Source organism: Streptomyces sp. CA-294286 (genome assembly GCF_050947155.1).
Taxonomy (GTDB): domain Bacteria; phylum Actinomycetota; class Actinomycetes; order Streptomycetales; family Streptomycetaceae; genus Streptomyces.
Window position 1 is genome coordinate 135,278 of record NZ_CP192005.1, and the last position, 20,111, is coordinate 155,388.

Annotated in this window: 16 protein-coding genes, 1 tRNA gene and 1 pseudogene; 7 read left to right on the plus strand and 11 right to left on the minus strand. The window is 73.2% G+C overall.

Annotated elements, in window-relative coordinates; translation table 11 throughout:
* Positions 1–83: 83 nt before the first annotated feature.
* A complete protein-coding gene (locus ACQPZG_RS05890) occupies positions 84–1,505 on the minus strand; it encodes an FAD-dependent oxidoreductase (protein ID WP_433544759.1) in 1,422 nt (473 codons plus the stop codon).
* Between the two features lie 283 nt (positions 1,506–1,788).
* The gene (locus ACQPZG_RS05895) at positions 1,789–3,243 is read right to left on the minus strand and encodes an FGGY family carbohydrate kinase (protein WP_433544760.1); all 1,455 of its coding nucleotides are present in this window, start codon (positions 3,241–3,243) and stop codon (positions 1,789–1,791) included.
* 269 nt (positions 3,244–3,512) lie between these two features.
* On the opposite strand from ACQPZG_RS05895, the gene ACQPZG_RS05900 reads away from it, so the two are divergent.
* Complete coding sequence (locus tag ACQPZG_RS05900; protein ID WP_433544761.1) at positions 3,513–4,505, plus strand: hypothetical protein; 993 nt, start codon at positions 3,513–3,515, stop codon at positions 4,503–4,505.
* Positions 4,506–4,569: 64 nt separating this feature from the next.
* Positions 4,570–6,105, plus strand: a complete 1,536-nt coding sequence (locus ACQPZG_RS05905) for an amino acid permease (RefSeq protein ID WP_433544762.1) — start codon at positions 4,570–4,572, stop codon at positions 6,103–6,105.
* Between the two features lie 394 nt (positions 6,106–6,499).
* On the opposite strand, the gene ACQPZG_RS05910 is transcribed toward ACQPZG_RS05905, so the two are convergent.
* Positions 6,500–7,144, minus strand: a complete 645-nt coding sequence (locus ACQPZG_RS05910) for a LuxR C-terminal-related transcriptional regulator (RefSeq protein WP_433544763.1) — start codon at positions 7,142–7,144, stop codon at positions 6,500–6,502.
* Complete coding sequence (locus tag ACQPZG_RS05915) at positions 7,135–8,958, minus strand: histidine kinase (RefSeq protein ID WP_433544764.1); 1,824 nt, start codon at positions 8,956–8,958, stop codon at positions 7,135–7,137. Before ACQPZG_RS05915 ends, ACQPZG_RS05910 begins: the two co-directional genes overlap by 10 nt.
* A 41-nt stretch (positions 8,959–8,999) precedes the next feature.
* Here ACQPZG_RS05915 and ACQPZG_RS05920 point away from each other — a divergent pair.
* The 5 genes and pseudogenes from ACQPZG_RS05920 to ACQPZG_RS05940 form a co-directional block, all read left to right on the plus strand.
* Positions 9,000–9,266 (plus strand): annotated as a pseudogene (locus tag ACQPZG_RS05920) (amino acid permease); the annotation flags it as partial.
* A gap of 82 nt (positions 9,267–9,348) precedes the next feature.
* Positions 9,349–10,425: an MBL fold metallo-hydrolase gene (locus ACQPZG_RS05925; protein WP_433544765.1), complete on the plus strand. Its 1,077-nt coding sequence runs from the start codon at positions 9,349–9,351 to the stop codon at positions 10,423–10,425.
* Positions 10,426–10,508: 83 nt separating this feature from the next.
* Complete coding sequence (locus ACQPZG_RS05930) at positions 10,509–11,414, plus strand: carbohydrate kinase family protein (protein WP_433549277.1); 906 nt, start codon at positions 10,509–10,511, stop codon at positions 11,412–11,414.
* A 113-nt stretch (positions 11,415–11,527) separates the two neighbouring features.
* Positions 11,528–13,591, plus strand: a complete 2,064-nt coding sequence (locus ACQPZG_RS05935; RefSeq protein ID WP_433544766.1) for a hypothetical protein — start codon at positions 11,528–11,530, stop codon at positions 13,589–13,591.
* A gap of 92 nt (positions 13,592–13,683) precedes the next feature.
* Positions 13,684–15,261: an ABC transporter substrate-binding protein gene (locus ACQPZG_RS05940; RefSeq protein WP_433544767.1), complete on the plus strand. Its 1,578-nt coding sequence runs from the start codon at positions 13,684–13,686 to the stop codon at positions 15,259–15,261.
* Between the two features lie 230 nt (positions 15,262–15,491).
* Here the strand turns inward: ACQPZG_RS05940 and ACQPZG_RS05945 are convergent.
* The 7 genes from ACQPZG_RS05945 to ACQPZG_RS05975 form a co-directional block, all read right to left on the minus strand.
* Positions 15,492–15,565: transfer RNA gene (locus ACQPZG_RS05945), tRNA-Pro, on the minus strand.
* 178 nt (positions 15,566–15,743) lie between these two features.
* The gene (locus ACQPZG_RS05950; protein WP_433544768.1) at positions 15,744–16,670 is read right to left on the minus strand and encodes an alpha/beta fold hydrolase; all 927 of its coding nucleotides are present in this window, start codon (positions 16,668–16,670) and stop codon (positions 15,744–15,746) included.
* Between the two features lie 104 nt (positions 16,671–16,774).
* Positions 16,775–17,992, minus strand: a complete 1,218-nt coding sequence (locus ACQPZG_RS05955; RefSeq protein WP_433544769.1) for a Gfo/Idh/MocA family protein — start codon at positions 17,990–17,992, stop codon at positions 16,775–16,777.
* 91 nt (positions 17,993–18,083) lie between these two features.
* Positions 18,084–18,659: a GAF domain-containing protein gene (locus ACQPZG_RS05960; protein ID WP_433544770.1), complete on the minus strand. Its 576-nt coding sequence runs from the start codon at positions 18,657–18,659 to the stop codon at positions 18,084–18,086.
* 13 nt (positions 18,660–18,672) lie between these two features.
* Positions 18,673–19,317: a GTP-binding protein gene (locus ACQPZG_RS05965; RefSeq protein WP_433544771.1), complete on the minus strand. Its 645-nt coding sequence runs from the start codon at positions 19,315–19,317 to the stop codon at positions 18,673–18,675.
* Positions 19,295–19,666, minus strand: coding sequence for a DUF742 domain-containing protein (locus ACQPZG_RS05970; RefSeq protein WP_433549278.1), 372 nt, complete (start codon positions 19,664–19,666; stop codon positions 19,295–19,297). The genes ACQPZG_RS05965 and ACQPZG_RS05970 overlap by 23 nt, the downstream gene beginning before the upstream one ends.
* 2 nt (positions 19,667–19,668) lie before the next feature.
* Complete coding sequence (locus tag ACQPZG_RS05975) at positions 19,669–20,106, minus strand: roadblock/LC7 domain-containing protein (protein WP_433544772.1); 438 nt, start codon at positions 20,104–20,106, stop codon at positions 19,669–19,671.
* Between the last annotated feature and the right edge of the window lie 5 nt (positions 20,107–20,111).

Consider the following 20,111-nt stretch of genomic DNA (forward strand, 5'->3'; position numbering starts at 1 on the left):
CGGTCGGCCCCGGACGAGTACGGGCGCCAGTGCCTCGGTCGGCCCCGTCGTTCCTTCCGGCGGACGCGCGGAGCGGGCTCGAACTAGCCGGCTTGGTGGTCCCGTCCCGCCGTCGCGCGGGCCTGCTCGAACAGCGTTCGGACGGCGGCTCCGCACTCGGCGCCCCGGCACAGTCCGGATTCCACCCGGGTACGACGCCGCAGGCCGCCCCGCGAGCGGGCCGGGACCGTGGCGGTGAGGGCGTCGCGGATCTCGCCGCGGGTGACCCGTTCGCAGGGGCAGACGATGTCGCCGTACGCCGGGTCCCGGTCGATGAGATCGGGACGCGAGTGGGGGCGGGGGAACGCCTCGCCGATGTTCGGCATCCGCACCGGCTCCAAGTCCTCGGGTTCGTCGGCCACTTGCAGCCCGATCTCCTTGAGCAGTCCGACGACGTGGGCGGCGATGCCCATCGAGGCGCTGAGGCCGGTCGAACGGATGCCGCCGACGGTGACGCAGCGGCGTTCGGGGTGGGCGCGGATGCGGTAGTCGTCGTGTTCGGTGGCGGCGCGCAGGCCCGCGTACGAGGTGATGACCTCGGTGTCGAGGAGGGCGGGCATCAGGCGGCGTCCGTGCTCCATCAGCCCCGCGATGCCCTCCGGGGTCGTGTGAGGGGCGTTCTTCGCGTCCGGGTGGTCGGTGAGGTCCTCGGCGGTGGGACCCAGGAGCACGTTGCCGAAGACGGTGGGGGTGATCAGGACTCCCTTGCCGAGCGCGGTCGGCACCGGCAGCAGGATGTGCCGGACGAGCGCGCGCGACGGCTTGGCGAAGACGAGGAGCTGGCCGCGGCGCGGGGTGACGGTGAAGTCTCGCAGGCCGAGGAGGCGGTCGACGTCGTCGGCGCGGAGACCGGCGGCGTTGACGAGGTGGCGCGCGCGGAGCGGGCCGCGGGTGGTGTCGAGGAGGTGTCCCTGCTCGTCCGCAGTGATGTTCCGCACCGTGGTGTCGAGGCGCAGGTCGACTCCGGCGCGTACCGCTTGGGTGGCGTACGCGAGGGTGGTCGTCCAGGGGCAGACGATGCTCTCGTCCGGTACTTCGAGCGCACCGAGCGCACCGGGGCCGAGGTGCGGCTCGCGGGCGTACAGCTCGGCGGGGCCGAGGGGGCGGGTGGTGTCGACACCGTTGCGGGCGGCCTTGGCGGCGAGAGCGGGGAGGGCGGCCAGCTGCTCCTCGGTCCACGCGATGAGGAGGGCGCCGACCCGCTCGACCGGGATGCCTGCTTCGCTCGCGTAGGCGTGGAGGCGGCGCTGCCCGTCGCGGACGAGGCGGGCTTCGAGGGTGCCGGGGTCGGCGTCGAAACCGGTGTGCAGGATGGCGGTGTTGGCCTTCGACGTGCCGTTGCCGACATCGTCGGAGGCGTCGAGGAGAGCGATGCGGAGACGGGGGTACCGGGCGGCCTCGCGGGCGATGGCGGTGCCGACCACGCCGGCGCCGATGACGGCGAGGTCGTAGGGGGCGGGGGTCATGGGTTTCCTCACGAAGGGGGTGGGGGTGTACGGGGGCCAGCCGGACGGGGTGCTGCGCGGCGAGTGGTCGGTGGCGGGGGCGCTAGGGCGGTTCAGGTCGGGCAAGCGCCCGGGGAGGACGGAAGGCTCCGCGGCGGGCTACCGGCTGCGACGTCGCGGGGCCGGCCACGTTCCGCGCAGGGCGGGGGCAATTGGCCACCCGTTCCGCACCCCGACGCCTCGCCCCCCTCGCTTCCGCGCGGACACCTCGTCCGTCCGCCCCCGGCTCAGTGCCGCACGACGGTCAGCCGACCGCGTCCCGGAACCTCTGCCGTCGCGCCCGCGCCTCCTCCTGCCCGATGCGTGGTGCGTACACCGCCGACGCCCGGTGCTCGGGCACCACGTCGGCGACGTCGAGCCCCGCGTCCAGGCCCAGCCGGGCCACCGCGGCGGCTCCTCTGGCCGTCGCGTCGGACATCTCGGCGACCTCCACCGGGAGTTGCAGCAGATCCGCCTGTGCCTGCATCAGCAGCGCCGACCGGGTGAGCCCCCCGTCCACCCGCAGCGCGGCCGGCCGTGTTCCCAGGTCCTCGCCCACCGCGTCCACGAGTTCCGCGACCTGCGCCGCGATGCCCTCGCACAGGGCACGCACCAGGTGACCCGCACCGGTGTCCAGGCCGAGGCCGGTCAGCGAGCCGCGCGCGTCGCTCCGCCACCAGGGCGCGGCCAGCCCCGCCAGGGCCGGCACGAAGGTCACTCCCCCGCTGTCGGGCACGCTCCCACCGACCCGGTCCAGGTCGTGCGCCCCCGCGATGACGCCCAGGTCCGTCAGCCACCGCACCGCCGAAGCCGCCGTGTAGACCTGACCGTCGAGGCAGTAGCTCGTGCGTCCGCGCAGCCGCCAGGCCACGCAGCCGACCAGGCCCGACGACGGGCGGACGGGGCGCCCGCCCGCCTGGGCGAGCAGGAAAGCTCCGGTCCCGTACGTGCATTTCACCTCTCCGGCGTGCGTCGCCCCCTGCGCGAGGAGGGCCGCCTGCTGATCCACGAGGAGCCCGGTCAGCGGGATGTCGGGGCCGAAGGCGCGCGTCGTCCCGACGCACACATCGGAGTCGACGACCTCCGGCAGCCGTTCGTCGCTCAGCCCGAACACGTCCAGCGCGGCCGGGGACCACGCGCCGCGGTCGAGGTCGAGGAGCTGGGTGCGGCCGGCGGTCGCCGTGTCGGTGACGAAGGCCCCGGTGAGGCGGTGGACGAGCCAGGCGTCGCTGGTGGTGACCACTCCGGCGCGGGTGAGCTGGCGGCGTATCCACGCCATTTTCGGTGCGGCGAAGTAGGGATCGAGGGGAAGCCCGGTCAGGCGCGCCAACTCCTCGCCGTGTGCGCCGAGCTCCTCGCACAGCGCGCCTGCTCGGCGGTCCTGCCACACGAGCGCCTCGGTGAGCGGCTCGCCGGTCGCCGGGTCCCAGGCCAGTACCGTCTCACCCTGGTTGGCGAGGCCGAGACCCGCCACCGGTTCGCCCGCGGCGGCCAGCGCCTTCCGGCCTGCGTCCACCACCGAGGCGTACAGCTCGGCCGGGGCGACCTCGACCCGCCCGCCGGGCAGGTAGCGGGGGTGCACGGCGGCCTCCCCCGAGCCGATCACCCCGCGCTCCGGGCAGACGACGAGCGCCTTGGTCCCCGAGGTGCCCTGGTCGACGGCGAGTACCGGCCCGCCCACGGACCACCCGCGCGCCGTCGAGCCACCGGCCGCGCCCATCTCCGCACCCCCGCCTTGATCGCCACCAGAACGTCAGCAGCCTGGGCCAGTCGCGCCGCCGCCGTCAAGAGCAACGGGGGACGGGAGCCCGCACGTTGGGCGCGCACGCCGCCCATTTCTCGCCAGGTACCGCGAAAACTGGACCGGAATAGCTGTTCCATGGTCAACTACACGGCGACCAGCGGCGGTTGAGCCATGCCCGCGCGCGCCACCGAGGGGGCCCGCCCCATCGGCCCCGTATCATGACCAAGCCGTAAGGACCAGTGACGATGTCCAGCGACGAGTTCCGGCCGGTGTACCACCCGGCCGGTCACGACGCCGAATTACGTGCGGTCGTGCAGGAGTTGCGCACCGGCAGGTGGATGTCGATGCGGAACCTGCTGGCCGACACGGCGGACTGGGCCTCGTGGACGCGCCGCACCCAGGTCCTGGCCGCCGCCGCGGCCGGCACCGACACGGTGCACATCTGGCGCACCGAGGAGCCGCACAGTGCGGCCGCGACCGTGATGCACGCCAGGGTTGCCGTGGAGCGCGCCGTCCGCGCCCACCGCGAGAAGCACCCGGAGACCGCGAACCTGTGGCACGAGGCGTGGGAGGCCTGCCAGGTCTGCATCGGACAGCTGCCCGACGACCCGGTGCCGTGGGTGTGCCTGCTGGCCCTCTCCCCTCTCGACCGGGGCCGGCGGATGCCGGAGCACCGGGTGCCGCCGCCGGGCCCCATGCTGTTTCCGGGCCCCTGGGGGCTGCTCGGAGAAGTCGCCAAGCGCGACCCCGACTGCCGCGAGGCCCATCATCGGATGCTCCAGTTCGTCTACTCCAGGAACCCGAAGGGCTCGCTCCCCGAGGCGGTGAACTACGCGCGCTGGGCCACCGCTTCGGCGCCCGCGGGGTCTCCCGTGCACGTGCTGCCGCTGTACGTGCGGGTGGAGCGCTACCGCCGCGAACGCGGCCAGGACCGGGCGCTGGACCTGCACTGGGTGACGGACGACGCGATCCGGGACGCCCTGGCCGGGTTGCGGAACTGGTTCGAGTTCGCCGATCCGGCCGGCTCCTCGCTGCTCGACCTCAGTCATCTCGCGCACGCCCTGTGGGGCGCCCACCAGTTCACCGAGGCGGCCCGGGTCTTTAGGGCGCTCGGCCCGTACTACGCGCCGCTGCCCTGGACGTACCGCATGCGCGACGACCACGGCGACATCGCGCAGGGAGCGCAGGAGCTCTTCCTGCGCGCACGTTCGCGTTGTCTCCACGCACCCTCTGCCTAGCCCGGTTGCCCGATACCGCACCCCGCGGAAGCCGAGCAGCGCCCGTCCCCACCGGAGGAAGAGCATGACCATGTCCCCGCCCAGACGAACTCGTTCGGGCTCGCCCGAGCCGCGCGACGAGGAGCAGCGGCTGCGCGAGCTCGGCTATCAGCCGGTGCTCGCCCGGCGGATGGGAGGCTTCGGGAACTTCGCGATCAGCTTCTCGGTGATCTCCGTGCTGTCCGGCTGCATGACGCTGTACGGCTTCGGGCTGGGTACCGGCGGGCCCGCCGTGATGATGTGGGGCTGGATAGGCGTCGGCCTGTTCGTCCTGTGCGTGGGGCTCGCGCTGGCCGAGGTGACCAGCGCGTATCCGACGTCCGGCGCGCTGTACTACATGGCGGACCGGCTGGGCGGCCGCAAGTGGGGCTGGTACACGGGGTGGTTGAACCTGCTGGGCCTGCTGGGCGCCATCGCGGGCATCGACTACGGAGCGGCGCTGTTCACCGGCGCCTTCCTGAACCTGCGGTTCGGGTTCGAGCCGACGCCCGGCTCGACGATGCTCATCTTCATGTGCATCCTGCTGCTGCACGCCGTGCTGAACCTGTTCGGTGTGCGGCTGGTCAGTGTGCTGAACTCGATCAGCGTGTGGTGGCACATCGCGGGTGTCACCGTGATCGTCGGCGCGCTGGTGATCGTGCCGGACCACCACCAGTCGGCGGAGTTCGTCTTCACCGAGTTCGTGAACGACACCGGCATCGACAGCCCGATCTACGTGGCGGCGATCGGTCTGCTGCTCGCGCAGTACACGTTCTCCGGCTACGACGCCTCGGCCCACCTGTCGGAGGAGACGTCGAACGCCTCGGTGAGCGCTCCGCGCGGCATCGTGCGGGCCATCTGGGTGTCGTGGATCGCGGGCTTCGCGCTGCTGGCCGGGCTGACCTTCGCCATCCAGGACTACGCGGGCACGGTGGACAGCGCGACCGGGGTGCCGCCGGCGCAGATCCTGCTGGACGCGCTGGGTTCGGGCGGGGCGACGGCGCTGCTGCTGGTGGTGATCGGAGCGCAGTTGTTCTGCGGCAACGCGGAGGTCGCGGCGGCGAGCCGGATGGTGTTCGCGTTCAGCCGGGACAACGCGCTGCCGGGTTCGAAGCTGTGGCGCAGGGTCAGCAGCCGTACGCAGACGCCGGTGCCGGCGGTGTGGCTGTCGGTGGGCGTGGCCTGTCTGCTGGCCGTGCCGTCCCTGTACTCGGCGACGGCGTACGGCGCGGTGACCGCGATCAACGTCATCGGGATCACCCCGGCGTACGCCATCCCGATCCTGCTGCGGCTGCGGGCGGGCAACCGGTTCGAGCCGGGGCCGTGGAACCTGGGCCGCTGGAGCAAGCCGATCGGCTGGACGGCCGTGTCCTGGGTGGCCGTGGTGACGGTGCTGTTCCTGCTGCCGCAGTCGGCTCCGGTGACGTGGGACTCGATGAACTACGCGGTGGTCGCGCTGGCCGTCGTGCTCATTCTGGCGACGGCCTGGTGGTACGCGGCGCGCAAGTCGTACGGGGTTCCCTCGGAGGCGGCGTACGGCACCCAGCGGGAGCGGGAGGAGATCGCCGAGGGCATCGTCTGACGGGCCGTCGGGCGAGCCGGCGGAGGGACGGCGCCCTACGGGTGCTGCCCTCCGCCGGCGGGAACGCGGGGCCCGGCCGGTGCCGTCGCAGCGTCCGCACGGCGTCCGTCCGCACGCCGTCCAGGGAGTTGCTGTGGCAAGCGCGGACCTCGGCGCGTTCCGACCCGACCCTGCGCCGGTCGACTTCGGCGCCGCGCGCATACGCAGGACGTAAAGGTTCCGGATCTCAGGGCTGACCCTGATGTCAGGTCCTCGCCTCCTGCCTATGGTGTTCTCACCAGCACCGTTCCGGGGACGACGACGGGGGAGCACGGGGGTCTCGGGGGAGACGTCACCCCCGGAACGGTTCGCTGGGAACTCTTGGCAGAGGGCCGTTCAGGCCCGCGGAGAAGGTTCAGGCTCGCAGGTACGTGAGCACGGCCCGGACTCTGCGGTGATCGTGCAGGTCGGTCTCCAACGCCAGCTTGGCGAAGATGTTGCGGACGTGCGTCTCGACCGTCTTCGCGCCGATGACCAGGTGGCGGGCGATGGCGTCGTTGCTGCGGCCCTCCGCCATGAGTGCCAGCACTTCGCGTTCGCGGGCCGTGAGTTCGTCGAGCGGACCGGGGGCGCGCGGGGTGTCGATCAGCCGGGCCACCACCTGCGGGTCCAGGACGCTCTCCCCCGCGGCGACCCTCTTGAGCGCGGCCGTCAGTTCGTCGATGTCGGCGACCCGCTCCTTGAGCAGGTAGCCGAAGCCGCGCGGATTCTCCGCCAGCGCCCGTACGGTGTCGGTCGTCTCGACGTACTGGGACAGCAGCAGGATGCCGGTGGCGGGGTGCCGGGCGCGGATCTCGGCGGCGGCGAGCAGGCCCTCGTCGGTGTGCGTGGGCGGCATCCGGATGTCCAGCAGGACGGCGTCCGGCCGCAGTGCGTCGACCAGGGCGGGCAGCCGTTCGGCGTCACCGAGCTGTGCGGGGACCTCGAAACCCGCGTCGGTGAGGAGTCGAACGATCCCCTGCCTGAGGATCGCCGAGTCCTCGGCAACAATCACCCGCACGGAAGCTCCGCCCTGATTCTGGTCCCGCCGCCTGCGGGAGAGTCCACCTGCAGTATCCCGTCCACGGCGGCGAGCCGGTCGGCCAGCCCCCGCAGTCCGCTCCCGCGCGCGGTGTCGGCGCCGCCGATCCCGTCGTCGACGGTCTCCACGACGAGGCGGCCCCCGTGCTGCCGGGCGGAGACGCTGACCGCGCGGGCGCGGGCGTGCTTGGCGGCGTTCGCGAGGGCTTCGCAGACGGTGAAGTACGCGGTGGACTCGACCACCGGGTCGTAGCGCCGGGGGTCGGCCGACACGACGACGGGCAGGGCGGCCTGCTGGGCGAGCGCGGTGAGCGCCGGGCCCAGGCCCTCGCGGGTGAGGACGGCGGGATGGATGCCGTGCGCGATGCCACGCAGCTCTTCGAGGGCGAGCTTCAGGCTCTGCTCGGCCTCGGCGACGGAACGCCGCAGAGAGGCGTCGGGGTGCTCGGCGAGCCCCTTGTCGACGCGGCGCAATGCCATCAGTGCGAAAACGAGGCGGGCCTGCGCGCCGTCGTGCAGGTCGCGCTCCAGGCGTCCGCGCTCGGCGTCGGCGGCCCGCACGATCCGGGACGTGACCTCCTTCGCCTGGGTGCGCAGCGACACGTTCTCCAGGGCCAGGCGCAGGGCCGCGCCGACGGCTTCGAGGAGTTCGGGGTCCTCGTCCAGCGCCGGGTCGTGGTGCAGGAGGGCGAGCGGGGTGCCCCGTGAGGAGTCGACCCGGGTGCGTCCCCGGCCGCGGGCCCGTGCGGTGCTCGTGACGCGGCTGCGCGCCGGGGTCTCGCCGCGGGCCTCCGCGAGGACCTCGCCCGTCCCGTCGACGTACGCCTCCTTGTCCTCCCGCCACAGTCCCAGCCGCAGCCCGGGGTCGCCGAGCACCCGTCCGAGCACGTCGCGCAGCCGGTCCTCGTCGGGGTCGGTGCCCAGGTCGATGACGAGGTCCCCGACTTCGGCGCGCTGCAGGCGCATCCGCAGCAGCCCGGTGAGGAAGGCGACGGGAACGGCGACCTGGGCCAGGTCGGAGAGCAGGACGACGGCCTCCTGGAGGGCGCCGGCCGGGGGCTGCGGCAGCAGCAGGGTCAGCAGGTCCCACAGGAGGAACGCGGAGGCGATCACGATGGCGATCCACGCCGGCAGCAGCGCCCGGCGGCGGGCCACGGACGCCTGCTGCCAGCGCCGCACGATCGCCACGACCAGGAAGACGGAGAGGATCCAGCCGACCCCGCGGTAGGCGCCGTCGACGGCGGTGAAGAGCCCGCTCAGCGCGGGCACGTGCAGCAGGTTGGGGCCGCAGTCGCCGCAGGAGAGGTAGGTGGCTTCCACGGCGACCCGCGCCGGGTCGTAGGTGAAGGTGCGCAGGAGCCCGCCGACGGCGACCACGGCGTAGGCGAAGACGGTGAGGCGGCGGGCGAGGGCCGAGGCGAGCCGGCCGTCGGGGAAGGAGAGGACCAGGTGGAGGAGGACCGCCATGTTGAGCGCCTCCCACCAGGCGCCCACCGCGAACAGGGCGGGCACCCCCGTGCCCTGGAGGTTGCCGAGGAACCAGGTGATGCCTTCGGCGACCATCAGCGGTCCGGTGCGGTTCGCGGGCCGGTGCCACCAGGCGGTGAGGCCGCCGCCCGTGTACGCGAGTCCGACGGCCAGGTCGCGGACCACGTCGACGCCGCTCGCGCCCGCGCGCAGGTACGCCCAGGAGCCCGCCGACGCCATCGCCGCCGCGAGGAGGGCGGCCGCGGTCATGCGGGTCCGGAGCCTGCCCGGTGGCGTGCGGGGGTTTTCCTCGTGCTGCCTGTCCACGGCCCACACGGTAGGCCATGGACAGCACGGGGCGGTCGGCCGCGGTGGTGCACATCGCGGTGCCGGTGCTGCGCAGGAGCCCGGTCGGGCACCCGCACTTCCGTACCCCGACGCTTCTGCCGGTGCTGGGCGCGCTCATCGCCCCGGTACTGGCGAGCCCGCTGTCCGACCGGCCCGCCGAGGTGTACGTCCGGGCCGGCGTGCTGCTCGCGCTCGGCATCGGGCTGTGGGCCGTCAACAAGGCCGCCATGCGGTCCCGCGGCGGTGCGGAAAAGCGCACCGGGGACACACGCGCCGGGGAGGCGTGAGGCAACCTGGAGCGGGGGCGGCGCCCGCCACGGGGCCGCACCCCCTCGACCACCCTCCCACGCAAGGGAAGCGGAGCCCCTGATGGAACAGCAGCGCACCTCGGCACCGGACCGGGCCGAAGGATCACCGCTCGTGCCCGACCAGCCCGCCGACTGGACCGAACCCGGCGCCCACCGCGTCAGCGACCACGTCCACCGCATCCCCCTCCCGCTCCCCCTCGACGACCTCGCGGCCGTCAACGTCTATCTGGTCGAAGCCCCGGACGGCCTCGTGCTGATCGACTCCGGCTGGGCCGGCCCGCGGACCGAGAAGGCCCTCGGCAAGGCGCTGTCGACCCTCGGGTACGCGCTCGGCGACCTCACCCAGATCCTGGTCACGCACGGCCACTGGGACCACTACACCCAGGCCCTGTCGCTGCGCGCCGCACTCGGCGTCCACGTCCGCATCGGGCGCGGGGAGCGGCACTCCATCGAGGGCCTGGACCTGAGCGGCAGCGCCCACCCCCGGCAGACGGCACGGCTGCGGGCCTGCGGGGCCCGGGAGCTGGCGGACCGTGTCGACGCGCTGCCGGTCACGCCCGAGGAGCGGTCGATGCCGTTCGGGCCGCCGGACACCTGGCTGGACGACGGCGAGCACGTCCAGCTCGCCGACCGACGCCTGAAGGTGGTCGCCACCCCCGGTCACACCCGTGGCCACGTGGTCTTCGCCGATCCCGCGGCGGGCCTGCTGTTCTCCGGTGACCACGTGCTTCCGCACATCACCCCGTCGGTCGGCTTCGAGGCCGTTCCGGAGAAGTCCCCGCTCCGCTCGTACCGCGCGTCCCTGCGGCTGGTACGGGACATGCCGGACGCCCTGCTGCTGCCCGCGCACGGACCGGTGGCCGTCGGTGTGCACGCCCGCGTCGACGAACTCCTCGCCCACCACGAGGAGCGCCTGGACGCCACGCTCCGCGAGGTCCGCGCGGGGGCCGACACCGCCCACGCCGTGGCGCGCGCACTCCCCTGGACCCGGCGCCGCCGCCCGCTGGACGCCCTGCCGGACCTGCACCGGATGCTCGCGGTCCTGGAGACGGACGCCCACCTGGACGTCCTCGCCGAAGCGCGGGCGGTGTCGTACACGTGGGTGGAGGGGGTGCGCCACTTCGCCGTACGGGTGTGATCGCGCGCCCCGCCGGTGTCCGCCCGTACCCTCTACGGGTGTCCGCAGTCGCCTTCCTGGGCGGGCAGGAGAGGAAGAAGCCCGTGATCGTCGTCGCAGGCGAGGCCCTGATCGACCTGGTGCCGCAGCGCCGAGGCGACCCGCTGTCCCCGCTGCTGCCGGCGCGGGGCGGCGGCCCGTACAACACGGCTGTGGCGCTCGGCAGGCTCGGCGCGCGGGTGTCGTTCTGTTCGCGGATCTCCACCGACCCCTTCGGGGAGTCCCTCGTCGAGCGGCTGCGCGAGGAGAAGGTGGACACCGCTCTCCTCCAGCGCGGCCCGGAGCCCACCACGCTCGCCGTCGCCTCGCTCGGTCCGGACGGGTCGGCGGCGTACGGCTTCTACGTGGAGGGCAGCGCGGACCGGCTCTTCGAGACGCCCGCCGCGCTCCCCGCCGGCACCGAGGCGCTCCTCTTCGGCACGTGTTCCCTCGTCCTCGAACCGGGGGCCGGCGCGTACGAGGCGCTGCTGCGGCGCGAGGCGGGACGCGGGGCGTTCGTCGCGCTCGACCCGAACGTGCGGGCCGCCCTCATCGGGGACCCGGACGCCCACCGGGCCCGGTTCCGCGGCTGGCTCCCGTACCTGTCGCTGCTGAAGCTCAGCGAGGAGGACGCGGACTGGCTGGAGTACGACCCGGCGAGCCGGTCCGCGGCCGGCCCGGCGGCGGTCGTCCTGACGCGCGGCGCGGACGGGATGACGGCGTTCGTCCGGGGCGGCGGGGAGTTCTCCGTGCCCGGTGTCCGGGTCGACGTCGTGGACACCATCGGCGCCGGGGACACCGTGAACGCCGCCCTCCTGCACGCCTTCTCCGCGCGCGGTCCGCTGACGGCGGACGCGGTGGCCGCGCTGGACGGCGACGGGTGGCGGGAGGTCCTGGGGTTCGCGGCCCGCGCGGCGGCGCTGACCTGCTCGCGGGCCGGCGCGGAGCCTCCGTACGCGCACGAGCTGTAGGGCCGCGCCGAGCGCCTCCGGGCGGCGGGCGAACTGCGGCAATCCCTATGCTCCGCCGTCGAGTTCGTGACACGATACTGCCTCCGCGATCACTCCTGCCGCAGGGAGACCGGATGCCTCAGGGTTCCAGCACGCCCCCCGCCGGTCAGGCGGAGATCGCCGCCTTCGTACGGGAGTGCTGGCGGCGGAAGTCGTCCCGGCCGTTGCCGCTGGTCGTCCTGCTCGGACGGCCCGGCAGCGGCAAGACGCATGCCCTCGACCACTTCACGTACGAGGCGTCCGGCGGTATCACCGCACGCGTCGACTTCGCTCCGCTGCCCGTCCAGCGCCCGTACGAGACGGCCCTGCGGCTGGCCTTCCAGCTGACGCGCAAGCACTCCGGGGTGCATCCGCCGCGCTTCCCCCGGCTGATGCTGGGCCTGCTGGCGCTCAACCTGAGCGATCTGCCGGTGGACAACCGCGACGCCGCCCGCAAGCAGCTCAAGGCGGCGCTCACCAGTGCCCGCGGCAGTACCGCGGTGGGGGCTGCGGAGACCGCGGGCGGGGTGCTGGACGACCTGGGCCTGTCTCCCGTGCCGAACCTGGAGCTGGCCGCCGGGCTCCTGGTGCGCGGCTTCACCCACCTCCCGGCCACCACCGTCCTGAACCGGGCGCTGGCGTCCTACGGAAACGGCAGCGCGCAGGCCGGTGTGGAAGCGCTGATCGACCTCAACAGGCGTGGCCGCAGCGGGATCGAGGCCGACGCGGAGCAGGTGGACCAGATGCTGTGCGAGGTGTTCCTGGACGATCTCACCGCGTCCTTCGCCAAGCGCGGCCGCCTCTACAACTGCCTCGCCCTGCTCGACAACATCGACCGCCCGCACGTCACCCACTTCCTGGAGACGCTGTGCCGGCTGCGCGCGGCGAAGGCCCGGACGGGCACCTACGACCCGCTGCTGATCGTCGCGACGGCCTCCACCACCCGCGCCGTGCCGGGCCCCGGCGACGGCAGCCCCGGCGACCCGCGCATCCGGCGCAGCGACGCCCTGAGCTACGCGGCGTGGCGGCCGCGCCCGGACGGGCCACCGCCGGACTGGTGGTGCCCGGTGCGGCTGCGAGACCTGGAGGAGGTCGAGGTCGCGCTGGAGGCGACCCGGTACGAGCGGGAGCGCTCCCGGGAGAGCGGCCGGCCGGAGACCTGGGTGCTGCCCAGGGCCGCTCCGCTGATACACCGGCTGACCTACGGGCACCCGTGGAGCGTGCGCACGCTGCACGACGTGGTCGCCGCGTTGCACGACGGAGCCGCGCCGACCGACGGCGACCTGCGCGGGCTGCTGCGGGCACGTTCCCCGCGGGTCGGCCTCCCCGTGACGGACGTCGTGCACGGGCGGCTTCTCGCGGGGCTCACCCCGGATCAGCAGGAGGCGGCGCTGCTGGTGGCGGCCGCCCGGACGCCCCGGGCCGCGGTGAACGCGGGCCTGCTGAACGACCAGCCGGAGCATGCGCGCGACACGCTGATGCGGGAGCTGCGCGACCGGCTGTGGCTGTCGCGCCGGGTGCCGGAGGACGCGTACACCAGGGGCGGGCGCGGGCCGTCCGGCTACCTGCTGCCCACCGCGGGCAGCAGGGGCGAGCCGACCGCCGACTCCACCTACGACACCCAGCCGGTGCTGCATCCCTGGCTGCGGCTGCTGCTGCTCGAACGGCTCTCCGCGCCGCCCAGTGGTTCGCTGGAGAGGTGGCGTGCGCTGCACTCCCGTCTCGCCGGCTGGCACCAGCGTCAGCACCACCCGCTGGACTGCCTCTACCACCGGCTGGCCAAGGGCGAACTCCAGTCACTGGTCGATCACTTGGCGCGCGGTGTGGGCGCCGCCGACCTCAGACCCTGGCTGCGCGAGCTCTACCACGTCACGGCCGCCCCGATGTACCGGGCGTGGCTGTCCGACGGCCCGCCGCGCCGTCAGGCGAGCGAACTCGCCCGGGAGTTGGCGCCCGGCGCCTACGCGGACCAGGCGCTTGGCCGCCCGCTCGCCGAACTGTGCGCGGCACTGTGGCTTGCGGGTGATCCGCGCAACCGGCTGCCGCTCGGCAACCCGGAGCTCAATCACAAGATCAGCGCGATGCTCCGGCAGGTGGCGACGGCGGCCGACGCGGACGCGGACACCCTGCTGGACGAGGCGATCCGCTACACCGACTGACCCGGGCCCGGCGCGCCTCGCACCGCGTCGGCCCGGCCCGTACCGACGTGGAAGGGCCCGGCTCGCCCGGGACCTCGGGAGAGGGGCACGCCATGCAGTGGCCGCGCAGGAACCAGGGGCACCGCTCCGGCTGGGTGGGCGAGCTGCCCCCGTGGTGGAAGCGCTGGCCCGGAAACGCCCTGTGCCTGGTGGGCGCGGTGCTGCTGGTCGCCGGGGTGGTCATCTGGGGGCCCTGGCGGGAGCCCCCGGTGGACACCGCCTGCGCGGCCGGCGTGCAGCGTGTGGAAGGCGTCTGCGTGGGTGTCACGGACGGTTCGTTCGCCTTCGACGAGAAGAACCTCGGCGACGTCTTCGGGAAGATCCGCGCGGAGAACGAGCGGGTGTCCGCCGCTTCGGCGAAGCAGGGCGGCCCGAGCAATGTCGGCATCGTCTACCTGATGAAGATGGTCCCCGACGACAAGGACACCAACACCCCCGATTCCATACGGCACGAGATCGAGGGCGCGTACGCGGCGCAGCACGAGGCGAACCACTCGTCGAAGTACGGGGACACCCCTCTGATCAGGCTGCTGCTCGCGGACATCGGCGACGGACCGGCGCAGGCCGCCGCGACCCTGGAGCAGCTCCGGCAGCGCACGGCCGCCGACCGGCTCGTGGCCGTCACGGGCCTGGGCACCAGCACGCAGGCCACCGAGAGCCTCATCCGGACCATCACCCGGCCCGAGAACGAGGGCGGGCTGCAACTCGCGGCCGTGGGAGCGTTGTTGACGGCCGATACGCTGAGCAAGGTTCCGGGTCTGGTGCGGGTCGCGCCGGTCAACTCCGACGAGGCGGCCGCCGCGGCGGCGTTCCTCGCCCAGCCCGAGTACGCGAAGAAGCGGGTGCTGGTCATCCAGGACGAGAGCGCCAAGGACCAGTACACCAAGACCCTGGCCGCCGGCTTCCTGAAGGCGCTGCCCAAGAACCGGCTCGCGGGCCGGACGGAGCTGTACGACTCGTCGCAGGGCGGGGTGGCCACCGCGTTCAAGACGCGGATGGCCAACATCTGCGCCAAGAAGCCCGACGTCATCTTCTTCGCCGGACGCGGCATCGACCTGCCGCGTTTCCTGGCCCCGTTGAAGGACCGCCCCTGCACGGAACCGCTGCTGGTGGTCTCCGGCGACGACGCCTCGCAGACCGCGCAGGCGAAGGGGTTCGACGACATCAAGGGCACCCTGAGCGACGGCAACGTCCGCCTCGTCTACACAGGTCTCGCGCACCCGGGTGGCTGGGACCGGATGCCGGAGGCCTACCCGGGGTGGGGGCGGCGGACGTTCAGCGAGGGAGGCGTGTACCGCACCCACTTCAGCGAGGAGGCGCTGGACGACGGCCAGGCCATCATGGGCCACGACGCGGTGCTCACCGCGATCTCCGCCGTCCGGCTCGTCGCCGACGCCTCGGAGACCAACAACGGCAAGGTGAGCGGTTCGGAGGTCATTCAGATCTGGCGCTCGCTGCACGGGGTGAAGGCGGTCAGCGGTGCGAGCGGACTGATCTCGCTGGGCAACGACGGCTCCCCCGAGCGCAAGGCGGTGCCGATCATCGAGATCGGCGCGGACGGAGCGGTGCGCACGCTGGCCGTGACGGCGCGGGGCGGGAAACCGCTGACGGAGAAGGATCCGGGGCCGTGAGGCGCGGAGCGCCCACCCCTTGCGGCAGATGAGCGTCGCGCGGCCTGTCCGGTGGAGGTGCACCGCAGCGAGCGAGGTTTCGGCGGGCCGAGGGGAGGGGACGCGCCGCGGGGAAGTGCGGCACCGCAGAGTGCCGCGGGCCGCGCGGCTGCCTCCGCCGAGGACTCGGGAACGCCGCAGGGGCCGTCCGAAGACGGCCCCTGCGACGTGCGGAACATCCGACATCTCTGTCGGGACGACAGGATTTGAACCTGCGACCCCTTGACCCCCAGTCAAGTGCGCTACCAAGCTGCGCCACGTCCCGATGCCCTCTGACCTGGGGTTTCCCCTGGCTGAGCGCGCTTGAGAACAATACCGCACATCAGGACCTGGTGGCGAACGCCTTTGCCTGACGGCCCAGCCGCTCGGGCGGGTTCCCGACCGGCGCGCGGTCGGTGCGTACCTGTCCCCTGTTCGGGTGCCCGCGCCGGGGCTCCGCCCGGTCAGACGTGCTTGTCCAGCCAGGCCGTCAGGTCCCGGTGGACCTCGTCCCGGTTCGTCTCGTTGAGGATCTCGTGCCGGGCGCCCTCGTACGCCTTCAGGGTGAGGTCCTCGACGCCCGCGTGGCGCAGGTCCTCCAGGAGTTCATACACGAGCGTCATGCCCTGGTGGCAGGGGTCCTCGGTGCCGACCGCGAGGTGGAAGGGCAGGTCGGCGGGGATGCGGGCGATGTTCTTCGGGTCGTTGAGCTTGCGGATGCCGTGGATCCAGTCCAGGGCGAGGCCGGTGCTGAAGGCGAAGCCGCAGCGTTCGTCGGCGGCGTAGGCGTCGACCTCGGCCTCGTCGCGGGAGAGCCACTCGCTGCCCGTACGGCGCGGGAAGGCGTCGTTGAAGGACGCGAACCGCTCGGGGACGAAGCCGGAGACCGCGTCCCGGCCCTGCGCCGCGGCCTCCCGTTCGAGGCGGGTCACCGCCTCGTCCAGGTCGGTGCCCGGCAGGCTGCGGAAGACGCCCGACAGGATCACCCCGGCCAGGTCGTCCGGATGCTCCTGCGCGTAGTCGCGGGCCAGCATCGCGCCGAGGCTGTGCCCGAACAGCACGACGGGCACGCCCGGGTGCAGGGCGCGCGCCTGGTCGCCGACCGTGCGTACGTCGGTGACCATCGCGCGCCAGCCGTCCTCGCCCGCCACGCCCAGCCCGCCGGTGCCGGTCGCGGTCGCACCGTGGCCCCGGTGGTCGGCGGCGACGACCCCGTAGCCGTGGGACAGCAGGTGGCGGGCGAACCTGTCGTAGCGCTGGGCGTGTTCGGCGGCTCCGTGAACGATCTGGACCAGGGCGCGCGGTCGCCCGCTGTCCGGGAGCCAGGTGTACGTCGCGAGCTGGACGCCGTCGTGCGCGGTCGCCGTGCCGGGGGTGCCGGGGGTGTTCATCGGGGTCGGCCTGCCTCTCGTCCTGCGGGGGCTACGGGATCGTCAGAAATGGGGGGACACGGTGCCGACCCTCCCCCGTCGGCCCCGGTTCATGCCCGGATCCGTCATTCCGCCGTCTGGCCCCTCGCGAAGTAGGCGACCAGGTCGGCGTCCAGCTCGGGCACCCGGCGCGGGGTCCCGCCGTCCCTCAGCGAGTGCGTCGCGCCGACGCCCGCCGCGACCGCCATCCGGGCCGCCACCGGCGAGGTGTCCGTGGTGCCCCCGTGCCGCACGAAGCGCAGGAACTCGTCGATCAGGAGGGGGTCCGCGCCGCCGTGCCCCCCGGTGTCCTCGGCCTCGGGTATCCGGTGCACCTCGTCGGCGTCGAAGCGGTGCGCGGAGCGGCGGGCGTTCCACACCTTGACGTGACCGCCGGGACCGTCCCCGAAGTTCTCCAGGCGGCCCGCGTCGCCGATGACGGTGTAGTTGCGCCAGTAGTCGGGGGTGAAGTGGCACTGCTGGTAGGCGGCCAGCACCCCGTTGTCCAGGCGCAGGTTGAGCAGTGACACGTCCTCGACGTCGATGACCGGGTTGAGCGCGCGCTGGGTTTGCGGGGGCCAGTGGCCGTCCTCGGTGTACCAGTCGTCGGTCTTCGGCTCGCCCGGCGCCCGGCGGTGCGGGAGGTCGCCGTAGACCATGAGGTCGCCCATGGCCTGGACGTCGCGGGCGTAACCGCCGGCGAGCCAGTGCAGGACGTCGATGTCGTGGGCGGCCTTCTGGAGGAGCAGCCCGGTGGTGTGTGCCCGTTCCGCGTGCCAGTCCTTGAAGTACCAGTCGCCGCCGTAGCCGACGAAGTGGCGTACCCAGACGGTCTTGACCTCGCCGATCGTGCCCGCGGCGATCAGGTCGCGCATGAGGCGGACGAGGGGCATGTGCCGCATGTTGTGGCCGACGTACAGCCGGGTGCCGGTTTCCCGCGCGGTGCGCAGGAGGCTGTCGCAGTCCTCGACGGTGATGGCCAGGGGTTTCTCGACGAAGACCGGTTTGCCCGCCCGCAGGGCCTGGCGGGCCAGCTCGGCGTGGGTGTGGTCGGGGGTGAGGACGAGGACCGCGTCGACGCCGGGATCCTCGACGACCCGCCGGTGGTCGGCCGCCGTGACGGCGTCGGGAAACGTCTCGGCCGCCTGCGCGCGCGCCCGGTCGTCGGGGTCCGCGACGGCGACGACGCGGGCTCCCGCTCCCGGGCGGTGGGCCGTACGGGCGAGACTGCCGCGCAGCCCGTGGCCGAGGACGCCGAGACGGAGGTCGGGCGTGGCGGGTGAAGCGGGCGCGTCGCTGGGCACGTGTGCTCCTGATGCTGCTCGTGGCCGCGCGCGGCACGCCATGCGTGAGCGGCGGGGCGGTCGTCGTGGGCGCGCGTGCGGGGTGTACGGGTCAGGTCCGGATCCCGCCGTCCTCGCGGCGGACGATCTCCGCCATCAGTTCGCCGGCCATCGCCTTGATCGTCTCCAGTCCCTCGCGTCCCCACTGCCGCGGCTGGGTGTCGACGACGCAGATCGCGCCGAGTGCGATGCCGGAGCGGTCGATGAGAGGAGCGCCGAGGTAGGAGCGGATGCCGATCTCGTCGACGACGGGGTTGCCCGCGAAACGCGGGTAGTCGCAGACGTCCTCCAGGACGAGGGCCTTGCGGCGGGCGACGACGTGCGGGCAGTACCCGTGGTCGCGGGCCATGGCGCGGCCGATCCGTCCGGCGGCTGCGGCGGCGCCCAGGTCGCTGCCGGAGAGCGTGCCGTGCGGGGTGTGCAGTCCGGCGAAGAACTGCCGGTTCTCGTCGATGAAGTTGACCATGGAGTACGGGGCCCCGATGGCCTCCGCGAGCCGGACCGCGAACGCGTCGAGCATCGGGTCCGGCCGCCCGCCGAGCCCCAGCTCCCGCAGCCTGCGCGCACGTTCGGGCCCCTCGCGGTCCGCGGGGGTGAGCAGCAGGTGACCGATCCTGTCGTACGTCATGGGTGGGCTCCCGTCACGGGTGGGCTCCGTGGGCTGTGGTGGGGACGGCGGGCGTCTGGCTGAGGAGGTGCTTGACGAGGGTGACCAGGGTGGCGATGCCGGAGCTGGCGAGCCGGGCGTCGCAGATCACGATGGGGATGTCGGGGTTGAGGTCGAGGGCGCCGCGCACTTCCTCGGGTTCGTAGCGGAAGGAGCCGTCGAACTCGTTGACGGCGACGACGAACCCGATGCCGCGCTCCTCGAAGAAGTCGACGGCCGCGAAGCAGTCCTCCAGACGGCGGGTGTCGGCCAGGACGACGGCGCCGAGCGCCCCCTTGGACAGTTCGTCCCACATGAACCAGAAGCGTTCCTGGCCGGGGGTGCCGAAGAGGTAGAGGACGTGGTCGGCGTCGAGGGTCATCCGGCCGAAGTCCATGGCGACGGTCGTCTGGGACTTGTTCTCGATGCCCTCCAGGCTGTCGGTGCCGGCGCTCGCCTGGGTGAGCAGTTCCTCCGTGCTGAGCGGGTCGATCTCGCTGACCGCGCCGACGAAGGTCGTCTTGCCGACGCCGAAGCCGCCCGCGACGAGGATCTTCAGGGCGGTCGGGAAGACCTCGGGGTCCGGTCCCCCGCGTCCGTAGCCGGCGGAGCCGTCGTCAGAGTTGTCGTCGTAGACCATCGAGCACTGCCTCCAGCAAGTCGCGGTCGGTCGGGGTGTGTTGGAGGATCGGTGCGTGGGTGTGGACCGCGCCGCAGTCCACCAGGTCGGACAGCACCACTTTGGTGACGACGGCGGGCAGCCGCAGATGGCCCGCGATCTCCGCCACCGACGTCGGGTCGTCGCACAGTCCGAGCGCGGCGACGTGTTCGGGGCCCAGGTGCACGGGCAGTGCCGCGCCGGTGGCCATCACGAGGGTGAGCAGGTCGAATTCGGTGGTGGGGCGGGTGCGGCCGTTGCTCACGGTGTACGGGCGGATCAGCCGGCCGGCCGCGTCGTCGAGCCAGGGCCCGTCCTGCGGGGCCGCCACGTTCACTGCCCCGGGGCGTTCGGCGCGCTGCCCGCCCGTTGCCGTGCGGGCGTCACCAGGTACGGCCGTACGCTCTTGACCAGCATCGCCATCTCGTAGCCGAGTACGGCGGCGTCGGCCTCCCGCCCGGCGAGCACGGCGAGGAAGGTGCCCGAGCCCGCGGTCGAGACGAAGAGCAGCGTCGAGTCGAGTTCGACGACGACCTGGCGCACCTCGCCGCCGTCGCCGAACCTCAGGCCCGCGCTGCGTCCCAGCGAGTAGAGGCCGGAGGCGAGGGCCGCCATGTGGTCGGCGCTGTCGGTGTCGAGGCCGTGCACGGACTTGACGAGTCCGTCGGAGGAGAGCAGGACCGCGCTGCGGGTGTAGGGAACCCGTTGGACCAGGCCGCTCAACAGCCAGTCGAGATCGGCCGCTTGGCCGCTCGGCGCATCGCTCACCATGGGGG